Origin of the sequence: Chromobacterium haemolyticum (assembly GCF_009936155.1) — a bacterium.
Classification (GTDB): Bacteria; Pseudomonadota; Gammaproteobacteria; order Burkholderiales; family Chromobacteriaceae; genus Chromobacterium; species Chromobacterium haemolyticum.
In genome coordinates this window covers 351,333-366,167 of the sequence record NZ_AP019312.1, presented here as the reverse complement: position 1 = coordinate 366,167, position 14,835 = coordinate 351,333, and the positions used below count along the sequence as shown (strand labels likewise).

General features: G+C 62.0%; 19 protein-coding genes and 3 tRNA genes. 8 read left to right on the top strand and 14 right to left on the bottom strand.

Going from position 1 to position 14,835, the window contains the following annotated elements; genetic code table 11:
- Window position 1: 1 nt before the first annotated feature.
- Window positions 2-595: an RBBP9/YdeN family alpha/beta hydrolase gene (locus GYH29_RS01675; protein ID WP_161523094.1), complete on the bottom strand. Its 594-nt coding sequence runs from the start codon at window positions 593-595 to the stop codon at window positions 2-4.
- Window positions 595-1,371 (bottom strand): exodeoxyribonuclease III, encoded by a 777-nt coding sequence (locus GYH29_RS01670; RefSeq protein WP_161523093.1) that lies wholly within the window; start codon window positions 1,369-1,371, stop codon window positions 595-597. The genes GYH29_RS01675 and GYH29_RS01670 overlap by 1 nt, the downstream gene beginning before the upstream one ends.
- Window positions 1,372-1,445: 74 nt before the next feature.
- Between GYH29_RS01670 and pyrE the strand changes: the two genes are divergently transcribed.
- Together pyrE and GYH29_RS01660 are read left to right on the top strand one after the other, a co-directional pair.
- On the top strand, window positions 1,446-2,090 hold the full coding sequence (gene pyrE / locus GYH29_RS01665) for an orotate phosphoribosyltransferase (protein WP_019100590.1): 645 nt from the start codon (window positions 1,446-1,448) through the stop codon (window positions 2,088-2,090).
- Window positions 2,090-2,683 (top strand): DUF4124 domain-containing protein, encoded by a 594-nt coding sequence (locus GYH29_RS01660; protein ID WP_019100591.1) that lies wholly within the window; start codon window positions 2,090-2,092, stop codon window positions 2,681-2,683. Before pyrE ends, GYH29_RS01660 begins: the two co-directional genes overlap by 1 nt.
- A 13-nt stretch (window positions 2,684-2,696) precedes the next feature.
- Here GYH29_RS01660 and GYH29_RS01655 read toward each other — a convergent pair whose 3' ends face one another.
- From GYH29_RS01655 to GYH29_RS01630, 6 genes are all read right to left on the bottom strand, one after another.
- Window positions 2,697-3,026, bottom strand: coding sequence for a hypothetical protein (locus GYH29_RS01655; RefSeq protein ID WP_161523092.1), 330 nt, complete (start codon window positions 3,024-3,026; stop codon window positions 2,697-2,699).
- Between the two features lie 35 nt (window positions 3,027-3,061).
- On the bottom strand, window positions 3,062-3,496 hold the full coding sequence (locus GYH29_RS01650; RefSeq protein ID WP_232060496.1) for a YbaN family protein: 435 nt from the start codon (window positions 3,494-3,496) through the stop codon (window positions 3,062-3,064).
- Window positions 3,493-4,074, bottom strand: a complete 582-nt coding sequence (locus GYH29_RS01645) for a biliverdin-producing heme oxygenase (RefSeq protein ID WP_019100594.1) — start codon at window positions 4,072-4,074, stop codon at window positions 3,493-3,495. Before GYH29_RS01645 ends, GYH29_RS01650 begins: the two co-directional genes overlap by 4 nt.
- A 255-nt stretch (window positions 4,075-4,329) precedes the next feature.
- Window positions 4,330-4,405: transfer RNA gene (locus GYH29_RS01640), tRNA-Lys, on the bottom strand.
- A 25-nt stretch (window positions 4,406-4,430) separates the two neighbouring features.
- Window positions 4,431-4,506: transfer RNA gene (locus GYH29_RS01635), tRNA-Lys, on the bottom strand.
- A 37-nt stretch (window positions 4,507-4,543) separates the two neighbouring features.
- Window positions 4,544-4,619: transfer RNA gene (locus GYH29_RS01630), tRNA-Lys, on the bottom strand.
- A 258-nt stretch (window positions 4,620-4,877) separates the two neighbouring features.
- Between GYH29_RS01630 and GYH29_RS01625 the strand changes: the two genes are divergently transcribed.
- Window positions 4,878-5,315, top strand: a complete 438-nt coding sequence (locus GYH29_RS01625) for an FxsA family protein (protein ID WP_043592319.1) — start codon at window positions 4,878-4,880, stop codon at window positions 5,313-5,315.
- Here the strand turns inward: GYH29_RS01625 and GYH29_RS01620 are convergent.
- Window positions 5,309-5,605, bottom strand: a complete 297-nt coding sequence (locus tag GYH29_RS01620) for a DUF167 domain-containing protein (protein WP_019100311.1) — start codon at window positions 5,603-5,605, stop codon at window positions 5,309-5,311. The genes GYH29_RS01625 and GYH29_RS01620 overlap by 7 nt on opposite strands.
- 99 nt (window positions 5,606-5,704) lie before the next feature.
- Between GYH29_RS01620 and GYH29_RS01615 the strand changes: the two genes are divergently transcribed.
- From GYH29_RS01615 to GYH29_RS01595, 5 genes are all read left to right on the top strand, one after another.
- Window positions 5,705-6,172, top strand: coding sequence for a Dps family protein (locus GYH29_RS01615; RefSeq protein ID WP_019100310.1), 468 nt, complete (start codon window positions 5,705-5,707; stop codon window positions 6,170-6,172).
- Window positions 6,173-6,319: 147 nt separating this feature from the next.
- On the top strand, window positions 6,320-7,180 hold the full coding sequence (locus GYH29_RS01610) for an energy transducer TonB (protein ID WP_081574331.1): 861 nt from the start codon (window positions 6,320-6,322) through the stop codon (window positions 7,178-7,180).
- A gap of 20 nt (window positions 7,181-7,200) precedes the next feature.
- Window positions 7,201-7,569, top strand: a complete 369-nt coding sequence (locus tag GYH29_RS01605; RefSeq protein WP_081555036.1) for a VacJ — start codon at window positions 7,201-7,203, stop codon at window positions 7,567-7,569.
- 57 nt (window positions 7,570-7,626) lie between these two features.
- Window positions 7,627-8,040: an acyl-CoA thioesterase gene (locus GYH29_RS01600; RefSeq protein WP_118266402.1), complete on the top strand. Its 414-nt coding sequence runs from the start codon at window positions 7,627-7,629 to the stop codon at window positions 8,038-8,040.
- Window positions 8,041-8,095: 55 nt separating this feature from the next.
- Complete coding sequence (locus GYH29_RS01595) at window positions 8,096-8,581, top strand: TlpA disulfide reductase family protein (RefSeq protein ID WP_161523091.1); 486 nt, start codon at window positions 8,096-8,098, stop codon at window positions 8,579-8,581.
- 45 nt (window positions 8,582-8,626) lie between these two features.
- Here the strand turns inward: GYH29_RS01595 and GYH29_RS01590 are convergent, their stop codons facing one another.
- The 5 genes from GYH29_RS01590 to rsmB all read right to left on the bottom strand — a co-directional run bounded on the left by GYH29_RS01590 (window position 8,627) and on the right by rsmB (window position 14,816).
- Complete coding sequence (locus GYH29_RS01590) at window positions 8,627-9,382, bottom strand: HesA/MoeB/ThiF family protein (protein WP_161523090.1); 756 nt, start codon at window positions 9,380-9,382, stop codon at window positions 8,627-8,629.
- Window positions 9,383-9,630: 248 nt separating this feature from the next.
- Window positions 9,631-10,899 (bottom strand): sigma-54-dependent transcriptional regulator, encoded by a 1,269-nt coding sequence (locus GYH29_RS01585; RefSeq protein WP_019100015.1) that lies wholly within the window; start codon window positions 10,897-10,899, stop codon window positions 9,631-9,633.
- Window positions 10,899-13,007 carry a sensor histidine kinase gene (locus GYH29_RS01580; protein ID WP_161523089.1) on the bottom strand — a complete coding sequence of 703 codons (2,109 nt, stop codon included), beginning with the start codon at window positions 13,005-13,007 and terminating at the stop codon, window positions 10,899-10,901. Before GYH29_RS01580 ends, GYH29_RS01585 begins: the two co-directional genes overlap by 1 nt.
- Window positions 13,007-13,579 carry a DUF4390 domain-containing protein gene (locus GYH29_RS01575; protein ID WP_232060494.1) on the bottom strand — a complete coding sequence of 191 codons (573 nt, stop codon included), beginning with the start codon at window positions 13,577-13,579 and terminating at the stop codon, window positions 13,007-13,009. Before GYH29_RS01575 ends, GYH29_RS01580 begins: the two co-directional genes overlap by 1 nt.
- Window positions 13,566-14,816 (bottom strand): 16S rRNA (cytosine(967)-C(5))-methyltransferase RsmB, encoded by a 1,251-nt coding sequence (gene rsmB / locus GYH29_RS01570; protein ID WP_043592330.1) that lies wholly within the window; start codon window positions 14,814-14,816, stop codon window positions 13,566-13,568. The genes GYH29_RS01575 and rsmB overlap by 14 nt, the downstream gene beginning before the upstream one ends.
- Window positions 14,817-14,835 lie beyond the last annotated feature (19 nt).

Below are 14,835 nucleotides of genomic sequence, written 5' to 3'. Positions count from 1 at the left end.
CTCAGGCCAGCATCAGTTCCTGCAGCAGATCCTGGCCGAAGCGCCAATGCCCAAGACGCGCGGCGCTGCCTAAATGCCCATTCGCGCCGGCATCAACCAAGGGACAGCCCCAAACGCGGGTCATCGCCTCCGCCTCCGCCATCTCGCAGAACAAGTCGTCGCGGCTGGCCACCAGCAAGGCGGGGGCGGGCAAGCGCAGCGTGGGCGCACTGAAGCCGGCAAACGTAGGCAAGGGCGCGTCATCCGGCAATTCGCCGCTGGCGCGCGCCCTCGCCTCGCTGATGGGCAAGGCCGGCGGCGCCACCAGCAACAGCCCTTGCAAGCGCTTCTGTTCAGACAGGGACAAGGTGCGCAACCAGGCCGCCGCCGCATGACAGCCCAGGCTGTGCGCCGCCAGCAGCCAGCGGCCCGGCACCTGCTCCAGCGTGCGCCTGATGCCCTCTACCCAAGCCTCGCATTCCGGGTACAGCCAATCGTCTTGCTCCACTCTGCGGGCTAACGGATAGCAGCGCTCCCAACTGGTCTGCCAGTGTTCGGCGCCGGAGTTGCCCCACCCCGGCACCGTGATCAAGGTGACGTCGTCCTCGTCCAACATCACAGGCTCCGCTCGTAATCGACGATCAGCGGCGCATGATCGGAGAACTTCTCGTCCTTATACACCGATGCGCTGCGAGCTTGCGCCATCAACGACGGCGTCACAATGTGGTAATCGATGCGCCAACCCACGTCTTTGGCGTAAGCCTGGCCGCGGTTGCTCCACCATGTGTAGCCCGGCGTGTCGGGGTACAGGCGGCGCCACACGTCGCACCAGCCCACGCGGTCCAGCAAGTCGGTCATCCAGGCGCGCTCTTCCGGCAGGAAGCCGGAGTTCTTCAGATTGCCCTTCCAGTTTTTCAGATCGATCTCGTTATGAGCGATGTTCCAGTCGCCGCAGATCACGATGTCGCGGCCGGCCGCGCACAGCGTTTCCAGATGGGGCATGAACACGTCCAGAAAATCGAATTTCACTTGCTGGCGCTCATCGCTGCTGGAGCCTGACGGCAGATACAGTGAAATCACGCTGAGATTGCCGAAATCCAGTTGCAGAAAGCGGCCTTCGGCGTCTATCCAATCAACGCCCAATCCCTCCACCACCGCATCCGGCTGATGACGGGTATACAGGCCCACGCCGCTATAACCTTTCTTTTCCGCATAGTGGAAGTAACCGGTCATCCCGTCCGGCTGTCGCATGCGTTCGGACAGGTCGGCCGCCTGGGCCTTCAGTTCCTGCACGCAGACAAAGTCGGCGTCTATGCCGGCCAACCAGTCAAAGAAACCTTTTTTATCGGCGGAGCGGATGCCGTTCAAATTAGCGGAAACGATTCGAAGCAAGAGACTCTCCCGTGATATGCTTGCCGGCAATTTTTTCAGCCGTTCAAACAGTTAACAGTTAATAAGGAGTAACGATGAGCGATTTCCGTCAGGATTTTATTCGTTTTGCGCTCGACAAGCAGGTTTTGAAGTTTGGCGAGTTCATCACCAAGGCCGGCCGCAAGTCACCCTACTTCTTCAACGCCGGCCTGTTCAACGACGGCCTGTCCACTTTGAACTTGTCCCGCTTCTACGCCAAGTCGATACTGGAAAGCGGCGTGCAATTCGACATGCTCTTCGGTCCGGCCTATAAAGGCATCATCCTGGCAGCCGGCGCGTGCATGGCCATGGCGGAGCAAGGCCGCAATGTGCCCTTCGCCTACAACCGCAAGGAAGCCAAGGACCACGGCGAAGGCGGCACCCTGGTGGGCGCCCCGCTACAAGGCAAGGTTCTGATCATCGACGACGTGATCTCGGCCGGCACCTCGGTGCGCGAATCGGTGCAATTGATCCGCGCCGCCGGCGCCGAACCGGCGGGGGTGGCCATTGCATTGGACCGCATGGAGCGAGGCAGCGGCGAATTATCGGCGGTGCAGGAAGTAGCCCAGCAACATGGCCTGCCGGTCATCGCCATCGCCACGCTGAAAGACCTGCTCGGCTTCCTGGAACATAGTCCGGAACTGGCGGCGCACCTGGACGCAGTGCGCGCCTACCGGGCGCAATACGGAGTCAACGACTGATGAAACCGCTTGCCGGATTCGCGCTGCTGATACTGGGAACCGTCGCCTATGCCGGCGGACTCTACAAGTGGGTGGACGAGTCCGGCAAAGTGCATTACAGCGACTCGCCTCCGCTCCAGAGTCAGCAGCAGGGCGTTGCCGAGCTTTCCAAGCAGGGTTCCGTCACCAAACCGGCGGAAAGCCCCGCCGCGCGCCAAGCGCGAGAGGCCGCCGAAGCGGCGCAAAAACAACGCGACGCCCATCAACTGGAAAATACCCGCCGCGACAACGCACTGGTGGAAAGCTACGCCAACCTGCAGCAACTGCAAGCCGAGCGGGCCAAACAACAGGCTGTGCTGCAAAGCGCGCTGGACGCGCTACAACAACGCGCCCGCGGCCTGACGCTGCAGATTCAAGGCATTCAGCAGGACATTGCCCATAGCCTGCGCAACAAACAAGCGCCACCGCAAAACAGCCAACGCAATCTGCATGTGCTGCAGTCGGAACAAAGCGAACTGGCCAAGCAGATCTCCATCAAGCAACAGGAGCTGGCCGCATTCCGCCAAAAAACCCAGAACGATCTGAACCGTTACCGGCAATTACGCGGCGAATAGCGAGCCGGTCGCATTACTGTCCGCTGTCCTTGCGCTGCCAAGCCTCGTTCAAGGCCTTGGTGGCCGCCTCGCTGATCTGCGCCGCGGCGGCTTGAGCCGACTTCGCCGCCTCCAATTCCGCGTTGGCCCCGCTCAAGCCCGCCTGCGCTTCCGCCAAACGCTGTTCCGCCTTAACCTTGTCGGACTCGGCCTGCGCCAAACGCGCATCCGCCTTTTGCTGCGTGCCGCGCACTTGCTGATAGTACATCTGTGCCGCCAACAGCTGTTCATCCGCCGTCTGCGCCAAAACCAGCGCCGGCAACGCCAGTACGGCCAAGACCGCTACGATTCCGTTTACCTTCATCACACAGCTCCCGTTTTTGGTGTAGATGCGCAAGCTTAACGCGGCGGAAGCGTTTTGGCTAAATCCGGCTGCGGCGCCAAGACCGGCTTCACATGCGAAGGCCGCGACAACAAATAAAGCAAGACGCTCAGCTCAATCGCTCCTACCAGCCACGGGACCCAGTGCGGCGGCCGCGTCAGCAGCAGAGCGGCGAAACCCATGCCCATGCCCAGCGCGGCAAAACACTTGGCCTTGGCCGGCACCACGCGCTGCTCGCGCCAGCGGCGCAGCCCCGGTCCGTAACGCGGATGCGCCAATAGCCGCTGCTCCAGCCGCGGGGAGGATTTGCTGAAGCAGGCTAGCGCCAAAATCAGGAAGATCGTAGTGGGCATCACCGGCAACAGCGCACCGATAATGCCCAAGACCAGCATCGCCACGCCGGCGCACAAGTAGAACCAGCGCACCGCGGGGTGCCGCGCGGGATGACTCAAGCGTACACCTGATCCAGATGGCGGTTCATGCAGGCAAACGCAGCCACCGCGCCGGCGGTAACGCGCTGCTCGGCCGCCTCGTCCAGTTGCAAGCCATCCAACACGGCGGTGAAGGCGCGCCAGTGACGAGCGCGACCATCCGGATGGCCGGCTAGGTGGCGAGCGCCGCAGTTCTCATCCAAGCCCAACTTGCCAGCCAGCTTGTAAAGAATTGCCGCGCCCAGTTTGGAACCCTCTACCACGTAGAGCCAACCCATCGCGCTCGCCACGTCCAGCGTGCTGCTGATCGGCGCTTCGCGCAATTCCGGCAGCGGCCGGCCCAGATCCCGCAGATCGGCGGCGATGCTGTCGTAACGGCGGCGCTCGGCCAGATCCGGGAACAAGCGCGCCAGCTCAGGATTGTCGTAAAGCGCGTCGGCGTCTCGCAGGAAGCGGTATTGCGCCAGCAAAAAGCGCGCGTAGTTTTCACGAGTGGCGAACGGCTGATTCGCCATGATGCGTTGGTCCAGCGCATCGTGCGTTTCGTGGGTGCGGGCTTTCAGGTCCTGTGTGCGGGTGTTCTCGACAACGGTAGTCATGCTCTGCGTTTCCTATTTGATGCGAAACCGAAGGTCCGCGCTCGACAGCACGGACGGCGGGATGATGCGGTTAACTCGCCATTATAATGCGAATGATTCTTACAATCATTATCAAATTTACCATAGCAAGGCCATTGACGCACCGAGACCCGTCAAGGCGCAGACAAACATGGGGGGAGAGGAAACACAGAACACGGAAGGTAAAGCAAAAACAAAAAGGCCAGTTCTCGCGAACTGGCCTGATTGCTATAAATTTGGTGGGTCGTGCGGGATTCGAACCTGCGACCAACGGATTAAAAGTCCGCTGCTCTACCAGCTGAGCTAACGACCCGAGCCTGAGCGCTAAGAGTTTGTCGTGGTGGGTCGTGCGGGATTCGAACCTGCGACCAACGGATTAAAAGTCCGCTGCTCTACCAGCTGAGCTAACGACCCTCGAACAAAACTCTTGGCAATTTCCAGTATCGGAAACTGGTGGGTCGTGCGGGATTCGAACCTGCGACCAACGGATTAAAAGTCCGCTGCTCTACCAGCTGAGCTAACGACCCAAGAGAGAGCGCAACTATAATGAAACAGTTCAGGGTCGTCAACGGGTTTTTGTATTTTTTTTCATGAGAATGACACTGACACGCACAGGAAAGCCGGATTGAAACGGGAACCGAAGCGTCAAGATATCATCTAAGCCCGAACGATAATTCCAAGCCGGCCTTGAAAGCCGCCCAGCCATACCCATGTGTACAACAAGGGATCAGATTGACTCGTCCGTCGTCTTGATCGCGACACCCACTTATCGGATTCAGTTGCCCATGCGCACCTTCCTCATCCTGCTGTTGCTGTACCCCTTCGCAGAAATCGCCGCCCTGGTGGCTTTGGCGGATCGCTTCGGAGGTTTAGCCGTTTTCCTGTTCGTCGTACTGTCTTCCTTGCTGGGCCTGTGGATGCTGCGCAATCAGCAGATCGGCGCCTTGTTCACCTTGGGCAGCGTGATGCGCCAGGGCGACCGGGTATCGCTGTATTCCTTGCTCTGGCCGCTGCGCTACTTGCTGGCGGGCGTGTTGTTTCTGATACCAGGCGTCATCAGCGACCTGGCCGCCGTACTATTGCTGCTGCCTTTCAAAGGCCCCAGCATCGCCGTCAATACCCACTCGGCGCAGGGGCCCGGCCCCGCCGCCGACCCCGACATCATTGATGGAGAATATACTCGGGTGGACAAAACCACTCCGCCCGACCGGCGCCTTCACTGAAGGTCCAGCCGCTGCAGAGCGTCCTCTTCAGAGGCCTCGCACTGAAGCAAAACCACCTTGCGCCGGCTCTTGTCGCCGGACAATAGTTGAACGTCGCGCTTGGCCACGGAGAAGCGTTGCGCCAGCCAGGCCAGTAGGGCCGCATTGGCCTTGCCGTCCACCGGCGGCGCCGCCAAGCGTATTTTCAGGCAGTCTCCATGTTCTCCCGCCGCCTCGGTTTTCTTGGCACCGGGCTGCACATGCAGAGTAAGACGGATGGTGCCGTTACGGCAGTCCAGCCAAGGTTTCATGATTTTTTCCCGCAAATCGGGAGAGTGTAGTCCAAAAGACCCAGCGCCGGCGTCAGCCGACGAGGCGTCGGCTCTCCCTTCACTTATGAGGATATCGCGATGGATATTGGAATCAACGAACAAGACCGCCAGGAAATCGCTCATGGCTTGTCCCGCCTGCTGGCCGACACTTACACCTTGTATCTGAAAACCCACAACTTCCACTGGAACGTCACCGGGCCGATGTTCAACACCCTGCACCTGATGTTCGAAACCCAGTACAACGAACTGGCTCTGGCAGTGGACGCGGTGGCTGAGCGCATCCGCGCCCTGGGCCACCACGCGCCGGGCAGCTACGCCGACTACGCCAAACTGACTGCGATCCAGGAAGCCGCCGGCGCCCCGCCCAAAGCCGAGGAAATGATCCGCCAACTGGTGGACGGCCATGAAACCGTATGTCGCACCGCGCGCAGCATTTTCGCCGTGGTGGAGCGCGCTTCGGACGAGCCCAGCGCCGACCTGCTGACCCAGCGCCTTCAGGTTCACGAGAAGACCGCTTGGATGCTGCGCAGCCTGCTGGAAAAATAATATCCGCAGACCCTCAGCCATCCGCCACGCCGCGCTCAGCGCGGCGTTTTTGCTGGCCGCCGTGCTACACTTTCAGCTGCACTCGGTTCCGCCTGCGGCGGCAGCCGCGGCGAACTCCGCATACCCGGTGAAAGCCAACAGCCATCCATGTCCACTAGCCCGTCCTCGTCCACGTCCTCCAGCGCCACCATGCTGCCGCTGGGCTTGACGCTGCTCGCCTCGCTGCTGGTCCATGCGCTGCTGTTCAGCCTGGAGATGCGCCCGCGCTCCAGCCCGCCCGCGCCAGCCTCCGCCCAAATCATCAATGTGCAGCTAAACCAGACGCCCAGCCGCCTGACGCCCAAAACCCGCCGGCTGGCGGAACAGAACAACCTGGGCACGGGCAACAGCGCGCAGGCGGACAAGCTTGCCAGCCATCGCGCTAAGCCAGTCGCCGTCCCGGCCGATCCAGGCACGCCCGAACCCGCCGACGCCTCCCCGCGGCAACAAACCATCGCCCGCCCTCCGGAGGCAGGCAAAAAGCCTGCACTGCCGCCCTCTCAATCCGGCACGGTCGGACATGTCAGCGCCGGCAGCCTGCTGGCCCAGGTCGGAGAGATGAGCCGGCAGTTGGGCGACAGCGGTCTCGCCGACAACGAACAGGAAAGCGGCGGCAAACAGGGCAAGCTGGCCGAAAGCGCCCGCGGCTACCCCTGGGCCCGTTATCAGGAAGACTGGCGACTCAAAGTGGAGCGCATCGGCAACCTCAACTACCCGGAAGCGGCTCGCCGCCAGAATATTCACGGCGCGGTGACGCTGGAAGTGCTGATCGCCGCCGACGGCGGCCTCCGCGAGGTGCGCGTGCTGCGCAGTTCCGGCTTCGGCGTGCTGGATGAGGCCGCGCGTCGCATCGTGGAACTGGCCGCGCCCTACCCGCCGTTCCCGGCGTCGCTCGCGGAACAATACAGCTCGCAGCGCATTCGTCAAAAATTCGTTTTCACTCGCGACAACCAGCTGTCCAGTCGCTGACACATCTTCAAGGAATCTCCATGTACGAAGTCAATCGCAGTATCGCCCTGATCCGTCCCCTCGCCCCCTTCCACGCCTGGCTGCAATCATTGCCCGGCGGCTTGGATGAGGAGATCTCGTTGGCGCACCTGGGCCAGGACTGCAACGCCCTGCTGATCCCGGCGGCGGAAGATTACGCCGACGCCCAAGCCTTCGTTTTCGAACGCTATCAACAGCTGTTCCAAGCCGAGCTGGCCGACTGGTGCGAGGATGACGCCCTGTGGCCGGAAGAACTTTCGCTGGAACTGTTCCAACAATGGTTCTCGCTGGAAATCCATTCCATCGTCACCGATCTGGTCGACGAGGCGCTGGAGCGCGAGGCCTTCGTGCCGCTGGAACTGGGCGAATAAGCATACGCGCGCCACGGCGTCGCCGGGCGCCATCACGAGCAAGGGAGAAACACCATCATGCAGCACAATACCAAGATCAAAGTGCGCGGCTACCATCTAGACCTATACGGCCACGTCAACAACGCCCGTTATCTGGAGTTTCTGGAAGAGGCGCGCTGGAACTACTTCGAGAGCCGCGGGGATCTCCCCTGGTTCCTGCAATCCGGCCTGGCGCTGGTGGTCGTCAACATCAATATCGACTACCGCTACCCGGCCACCATGGGCGACGAGCTCGTGATCGAGACCGGGGTCAAGAGCATAGGCACCCGCAGCGCGGTGATGCATCAGCGCGTGAGCCTGGCCGGCGGCGGCAAGCTGGTGGCCGAGGCCGACGTCACCTTCGCGGTGTTTGACGCCAAACAAGGCAAGGCGGTGGCGCTGGACGGCAAGCTGAAGGAACTACTGGAGCAAATGCTGGCCGAACAGGCTTGATCGTCATGGCATAAACAGTCCGGGCCGCGCCCGGACCTTACCGCAGGACAAGGAAATGAAGAAAGGTCTGCTCGCGCTGCTGGGCGTCGCGCTGGTCGCCGCCGTCGCCTATATGGCGCTGTTCGCCGGCTCGCCGGCCCCCCAGGTCAGCTACACCTCGCTCAACGGCCAAACCGCCAGCACCGAATCGCTGAAAGGCAAGGTGGTGCTGGTCAACTTCTGGGCCACCAGCTGTCCGGGCTGCGTCGAGGAGATGCCGGAAATCAAGAAGATGCATCAGGAGTTCGCCGGCAAGGGCTATGAAACCATCGCGGTGGCGCTCAGCTACGACCCGCCCAATTACGTGAAGAGCTTCGTGGACAAATATCAGCTGCCCTTTTTCGTGGCGCTGGACAGCAACGGCGAGATCGCCAAGGCCTTCGGCGACATCCAGCTGGCGCCGACCACTTTCCTGATCGACAAGCAGGGCAAGATCATCAAGCGCTACGTCGGCGTGATGGACTTCAAGGAAGTGCGCAAGCTGGTGCAGCAGCACTTGTGAGCCCGCCGCTCTCAAAACAAACGCCCCGGTTCGCCGGGGCGTTTTTCATCGCGCGGCGCACACCGCGCAAGCGGGATCGCGCGGCACCCTGATTTGGCGGAATTCGCCGGCCAGACCATCGTACAGGGTCAAGCGGCCCAAGCATGGCGCCACGCCGGCCAGCAGCTTGACCGCCTCCACCGCCTGCAGGCTGCCGATCACCCCCACCAGCGGCGACAGCACGCCGAAAGTCGCGCAGGGCCCGTCGCCGGCCTCGCCCTCGTCGGGGAACAGGCAATGGTAGCAAGGCGACGCCGCGTCTCGTGGATCGAACACCGCCAGTTGTCCGGAGAAGCGCACCGCGGCGCCGGACACCAGCGGCGTGCCGGCGGCGACGCAAGCGCGATTCACCGCGTGGCGGGTGGCGAAATTGTCGCTGCAGTCCAGCACCAGGTCATGACCAGCCGCCAACTCATCCAAAGCCGCTTGGTCCAGCCGCCGCGCCAGAGGCCGCGCGTCCACCACGGGATTGATGCGGCGCATCCGCTCGGCGGCGGACTCCGCTTTCAAACGCCCCAGGCTGTCGCTGTCATGAACAATCTGACGCTGCAGATTGGACAGCTCGACCACGTCGTCGTCGGCGATGCTGATCTGTCCTACTCCGGCGCTGGCCAGATAAAGCGCCACCGGCGAGCCCAGACCGCCTGCGCCGACGATCAGCGCGCGCGCCCGGCTCAGCCGCTGTTGGCCGACAATGTCGATCTCCGGCAGCAGAATGTGCCGGCTATAGCGCAAAAGCGCCTCATCGTTGAGTTCAATCATGATTGCTAGCCTAATCCGAACAACGCCGTTGCGCCATCGCCCAAAAGCATAAGGCCAGCCGGGATGCGGCTGGCCTTATAAACTGTTTTCGATCTGCTACGCGTCAGCGGAATTGTGTTTGGACTAGAGCAACGTTCGAAATGTTCATGTACCACATGTACATTCCGCTTTCTCAGCCTCAACGTCTTGGCCCGCCTTAGCTCGCGAGATCGTAAACACGTTCTTATGCGTCAAACAGCAAAGCGGACTTATTCTTCCACCGTCTTGCGGGCGAACTTGATGCCCAACTGCTTGAGCTTGCGATACAGATGGGTGCGTTCCAGGCCGACTTTCTGCGCCACCCGGCTCATATTGCCGTTCTCCAGCGAGATATGGTATTCGAAGTAACGGCGCTCCAACTGTTCGCGCAATTCGCGCAGCGGCATGTTGAAGTCGAAACCGGACTCCTCCACCGGCTTCTCGTGGCGGAACTGAGCCAGCACCTTGTTGACTTCTCCCGCGTCCACTTCGTCCGACTCGGAAGTCAGCGCCAGGCTCTTGATGATGCTGCGCAACTGCTCAAGGTTGCCCGGCCAGTCGTACTGGCGCAGCGCGTTGAGCGCGGCCGTGGTCAGCTTGCGCGCCGGCACCTGCTTGGACTCCACCAACTCGGTCAGAATCTGCTCGGCGATGAAAATGATGTCTTCGGAGTGCTCGCGCAGCGGCGGAATCGGCACGATCACGCTGGACAAGGCCGTCAGCAACCGGTTGTCGCACTCGGGATCCACCAGCAACTCCTGCAGCGGACGGCTGCAAGAGCACAGCAGCCTCACATTGAAGCGGTCCAGCTTGGACAGCAGGAACAGCAGGCCTTGCTGCACGCGACGGCCGTACTGGCCAATCTCCGGCAGGAACAGCACGCCGTTATTGGCCTTTTGCAGCAGCTCCAGCGGGGCGTCCGCCAATTGCTCCTGCTTGGCCGGCGTCACCCACGGGGTATTGCCCTGATGGAAGAAGCGCGCCACCAGTTCGAAGCCGGAACCGGGCTCGCCTGTCAGCAACACTGGCGACTTGACCTTGGCCACGCGCTCCAATTGCCGCTTCAGTTCCTGGATCGGCTCGCTGCGGCCCAGCTTGTCCAGGTTCAGCGAGGTGTTGGCCTGCATGTCGCCGTACTTCAGCGCTCGCTGTACGGTGGTCAGCAGCTTTTGCAGCGCAATCGGCTTCTCGAGGAAGTCGAAAGCGCCGATGCGAGTCGCCTCCACCGCGGTGTCTATGCTGGCGTGACCGGACATCATCACTACCGGCATGTTCAGCTGACCGGACTTGGCCCATTCCTTGAGCAAAGTCACGCCGTCGCAATCCGGCATCCAAATGTCCAGCAACACCAACGCTGGACGCGTCTGGTTGCGCAACTGTCTGGCTACCTCGGCGTTTTCCGCCAGCGCGACGGTGTACCCCTCATCCTGCAGTATCTCGGAGAGCAATTCACGGATACCGATCTCGTCGTCAACAATCAAAATATCGCTGCTACGCATTAGGCCTCCAGCAATGGCAGGGAGAGAAGGATGCGCGCGCCGTTGGGTTCGAGATTGCCCACTTTGATCTGCCCGTGGTGGTCTTCAAGAATCTTCTTGACCACCGCCAGGCCAAGACCGGTGCCTTTGGTCTTGCTAGTCACATAGGGTTCGAACACGCGTTGCAGGATCTCCGGAGCGAAGCCCGGACCATTATCCTCCACGCAAACGAGCGCATAGCCTTCTTCTTTTCGGCTGCTAATTTGAATCATCGGGATGTCAACGTCAAGGACCGCATCTTGCGCGTTCTGAATCAGGTTATGTAAAACCTGCCGCAACAATGCCGCATCCGCCATGATCATCAACGGCCTTTCATCAAGCGCCATCTTAACAGCAGAGTTGGATTCGTAAAGAGCCATCACCTCCCGCACCACTTGATTCAGGTCCAATTCGGTCAACTTGGTGCGCGGCGCGCGCGCGTAATCGCGGAAGGCGTCCACCATGGCCTTGAGCGCGCCCACCTGCTTGATGATAGTGTCGGTGGAGCGTCGCAGCATGTCGGCGTCGGCGCCGGCCAGCTTGTCCTGCAGCTTCATCGCCAGCCGTTCCGCCGACAGCTGGATAGGCGTCAGCGGGTTGCGAATTTCGTGCGCCAGGCGCTTGGCAACCTCGCCCCAGGCAGCGTCGCGCTGGGCGCGCGCCAGTTCGGTGATATCGTCGAACACCACCACGTACCCCACTGCGGACGCTTCCGGCAGATGGGCGCCGCGCACCAGCAAGGTGCGCTCGCCCTGCACCGTCAAATAGTTGAGCTGGGTTTTCCAGTCGCTGTCGCTGTTCTTGGACGCGTACTCCAGCACGCATTCCACCAGCGGCGCCACCGCAGGAATCGACGTGGCCCAGTGCGGAAAGTCCTGGTCGGATACTTCGGCGAAATCCACGCCCAGAATGCGCGAAGCGCTGGTATTGGCGGCACGCAGCTGCCAGTCGGCGCCGAAGGCGATCACCCCGGCGCTCAGGTTGGCCAGGATGCTTTCCAGATAAAGTTTGCTGCTTTCCAGTTCGCTGCGGCTGAGGTCCGCGGCGTGGCGCGCGTCCTCCAGCTGCTGGGTCATCCGGTTGAACAAGGTGGTCAGCATGCCCAATTCGTCTCGCCGGTACACCGGGTGGCGCTTGGAGAAGTCGCCCTGCGCCACTGCCCGGGTGCCGGCGGCCAACTCGGACAAGGGTGCGGAAAGTCGCTCGGACAGGAATAAGGCGAAAGCCAGCGCCGCGGTCAAAGCCAGCAGCGCGGACAAGGCCAGCGTCAGCATGTAGAAGGTCGTCAGGCCTTCGCGGCCCAACAACAGCTGACGGTACTCCGCCCGCGCGGTCTCGATCTGTTCCGCATCCTGGGCAATGCGTCCTGGCGCGGATTGCAGGGCCTGCAACACACGCTGCTGGCTATCCAGATTGCGGTAAATCAACAGCGACTTCAGCACCAGGCCGCTGCCGCCGTCGTTCTCGTAACTGCCCAGCGTCTGACGCGGTTTGAGCTTGCCTATGCTCTCGCGCGACAGCGGAGGAGGCACTCGCTCGCTGAGCCCGCCGGCGAAGGCCAGCAACTGGCCGCTGCGGCTATAGACAGCAAGTTCGCGCAATCCCAATTGCTCGCGCAAGCGCTCCAACCGCGCCGGCAATAGGCTTTCAGGCAAGGATTCGATATCGTCCTGAACCGAACGCGCGCGGCGGCCTAGATCCTCCTGCACATACTGCAACGAATTGCGCGCCAGGCCCAGGCTGCGCTCCAGCGCCGACTCGACTCGAACGTCGAACCAGCTTTCGATGCTGCGGGTCAGGAACTGGGCGGAAACGGTGAACACCAGGATGCCCGGCACCAAGGCCACCACCGCGAACATCATCACCAGCTTTTGGGTCAGCTTGGCGCCGAACACCCGTTGCCGCACCCGCTGACGCAGCCGCAGCAACTGTCGGGCCACCACGCCCAGCAGCGTGGCGAGCAAGAGGCCGTTCAGGCCGAACACCCACCAGTAATATTCGTTGAGTTTGGATGCGTTACCGGTGGCCAAGGCCAACAGATAAAGCAGGATGGCGCCCAGCGTCGCCAGCGCGATCACCGCGTAGCGCATCAGCCGCCATCCTTTACGTCCAGCTTGACCCAGTCGGACGACAGCGACCAATCCGCCGAGCCCAGCGCGTTCAGTTGGAATGGTTTGGGAAGCTCGCCGATGTCCAGCAATAGCCGCACCTGGCCGGCAACGCGCCCCGGAGCCCGCGGGTCCAAGGTGCCGGAGTTGAGAACTCGCCAGCCCTGGATCGCGCCCACCGCGCCCAGCGCCTCGCGCAGGGAGGGATAGTAATTGGAGAGGCCGCCGATGGTGACGCGATAGCGATTGGTCAGCGACTGATAGGACAGCTTGAAGCCGAGTTGGGCGTGCGGATCGAACCACTCACTGAAGTTCAGATAGTAAGCGGTCAGCCGCGGCTTGGTCAGCTGGAACTCCAGCCGGAACGGCAACACCACGCCCTGCTCCAGCGCATCACTGAGGCTGGGCGTCAGCCGCGTCTGAAAACGGGTGCTGACGGACAGCTGGCCGTCCGTCGTCACCTCTGCTTCAGCGCGACGCGATCCGATGGTCTCCGCCTGCGCCGCCATGGCGAGGCCGGCCAGCAAACACAGCAGCAGGCTAACGTTTTTCAAGCAACGCGTAATAAAAGCCGTCATGACGCTCACAAGGAAGCAACTGCTCCTGTCTCAAGCACGCGGCATCCGCATGGCGTTTCAGAAAGGAGTCTAGCTGTTGCTGATTCTCTTCAGGGAAAATGGAGCACGTAGCGTAAAGCATTTTGCCGCCGGAGGCGAGCAAAGGCCACAGCGCATCGGCCATCGCAGCTTGTTGCACGCCCAGCGCGGCGAAATCGCCCGGGCGGCGCAGCCACTTGATGTCCGGATGGCGGCGCACCACGCCGCTGGCGGAGCAAGGCACGTCGGCGAGGATGCGGTCGAAGGGCTGGCCGTCCCACCAGCCGGCCGGCTGGCCGGCGTCGGCCACATACAGCCGCGCGGTGGCGCCGATGCGCTCCAGATTGTCCGCCACACGCTGCAAGCGCTGCTCGTCGATGTCCAGCGCGGTGACTTCGACATTGGCGCTCTCCAGAATATGGCCGGTCTTGCCGCCGGGCGCCGCGCAGGCGTCCAGCACCCGCTGGCCAGCGCTCAGATCCAGCCAATGCGCGGCCTGCTGCGCGCCCCAGTCCTGCACCGACACTTCGCCATCGGCGAAGCCAGGCAGCTCGCGCACATTGACCGGCCGCGCCAGCTTGATCGAACCGCTGTCCAGCGCCTCCCCGTCCAGTCCCGCGGCCCGCAGCCGCTCCAGATAGGCCGCGGCGTCGCCATGGCGGCGATTGACGCGCAAAGTCATCGGAGGATGGCCGTTGTCGGCATCCAAAATAGCTTGCCAGGCATCGGGATAAGCGCGCTGCAAACCCTTGATCCACCACAACGGGTGGTTGAAGCTGGCTTCGATGTCTCTTTCCGCCGCCCGCTCCAGCGCCGCGCGCTGACGCAGGAAGTTGCGCAGCACGCCGTTGACCAGCCCCTTGAAATTGCCCTTGGCCAGCCGGCTGGCCAGGGTCACCGCCTCGTTCACCACGGCGTACTCAGCGGCGCGGGTATGCAGCAATTGATAGAAAGCCACGATCAACACCCGCTCCAACACCGGCTCAGGCAAGGGCTTGGCCACCAACTGGCGCAAATAAAAACGCAGCCGCGCCAAATGACGCAGGCTGCCATAGGTCAAATCCTGCAAAGCCCCACGCTCGGACGGCGTCAACTCCGGCGCCTTGCGTTGAGCTTCGGCCAGCGCCTCGGTCAGGTTGGTTCCGGATTCGACGCGCAACAGAATATTGGCGGCCAATTGCTGAATATGATGCATGGGTGCTTTCTATCAAACC

What these genes read in the sequence shown, in the direction of transcription:
- GYH29_RS01675 (WP_161523094.1), bottom strand. Translation starts at nt 595, where the DNA reads ATGTTGGACGAGGACGACGTCACCTTGATCACGGTGCCGGGGTGGGGC.
- pyrE (WP_019100590.1), top strand. Translation starts at nt 1,446, where the DNA reads ATGAGCGATTTCCGTCAGGATTTTATTCGTTTTGCGCTCGACAAGCAG.
- GYH29_RS01660 (WP_019100591.1), top strand. Translation starts at nt 2,090, where the DNA reads ATGAAACCGCTTGCCGGATTCGCGCTGCTGATACTGGGAACCGTCGCC.
- GYH29_RS01655 (WP_161523092.1), bottom strand. Translation starts at nt 3,026, where the DNA reads ATGAAGGTAAACGGAATCGTAGCGGTCTTGGCCGTACTGGCGTTGCCG.
- GYH29_RS01645 (WP_019100594.1), bottom strand. Translation starts at nt 4,074, where the DNA reads ATGACTACCGTTGTCGAGAACACCCGCACACAGGACCTGAAAGCCCGC.
- GYH29_RS01625 (WP_043592319.1), top strand. Translation starts at nt 4,878, where the DNA reads ATGCGCACCTTCCTCATCCTGCTGTTGCTGTACCCCTTCGCAGAAATC.
- GYH29_RS01620 (WP_019100311.1), bottom strand. Translation starts at nt 5,605, where the DNA reads ATGAAACCTTGGCTGGACTGCCGTAACGGCACCATCCGTCTTACTCTG.
- GYH29_RS01615 (WP_019100310.1), top strand. Translation starts at nt 5,705, where the DNA reads ATGGATATTGGAATCAACGAACAAGACCGCCAGGAAATCGCTCATGGC.
- GYH29_RS01610 (WP_081574331.1), top strand. Translation starts at nt 6,320, where the DNA reads ATGTCCACTAGCCCGTCCTCGTCCACGTCCTCCAGCGCCACCATGCTG.
- GYH29_RS01605 (WP_081555036.1), top strand. Translation starts at nt 7,201, where the DNA reads ATGTACGAAGTCAATCGCAGTATCGCCCTGATCCGTCCCCTCGCCCCC.
- GYH29_RS01600 (WP_118266402.1), top strand. Translation starts at nt 7,627, where the DNA reads ATGCAGCACAATACCAAGATCAAAGTGCGCGGCTACCATCTAGACCTA.
- GYH29_RS01595 (WP_161523091.1), top strand. Translation starts at nt 8,096, where the DNA reads ATGAAGAAAGGTCTGCTCGCGCTGCTGGGCGTCGCGCTGGTCGCCGCC.
- GYH29_RS01590 (WP_161523090.1), bottom strand. Translation starts at nt 9,382, where the DNA reads ATGATTGAACTCAACGATGAGGCGCTTTTGCGCTATAGCCGGCACATT.
- GYH29_RS01585 (WP_019100015.1), bottom strand. Translation starts at nt 10,899, where the DNA reads ATGCGTAGCAGCGATATTTTGATTGTTGACGACGAGATCGGTATCCGT.
- GYH29_RS01580 (WP_161523089.1), bottom strand. Translation starts at nt 13,007, where the DNA reads ATGCGCTACGCGGTGATCGCGCTGGCGACGCTGGGCGCCATCCTGCTT.
- rsmB (WP_043592330.1), bottom strand. Translation starts at nt 14,816, where the DNA reads ATGCATCATATTCAGCAATTGGCCGCCAATATTCTGTTGCGCGTCGAA.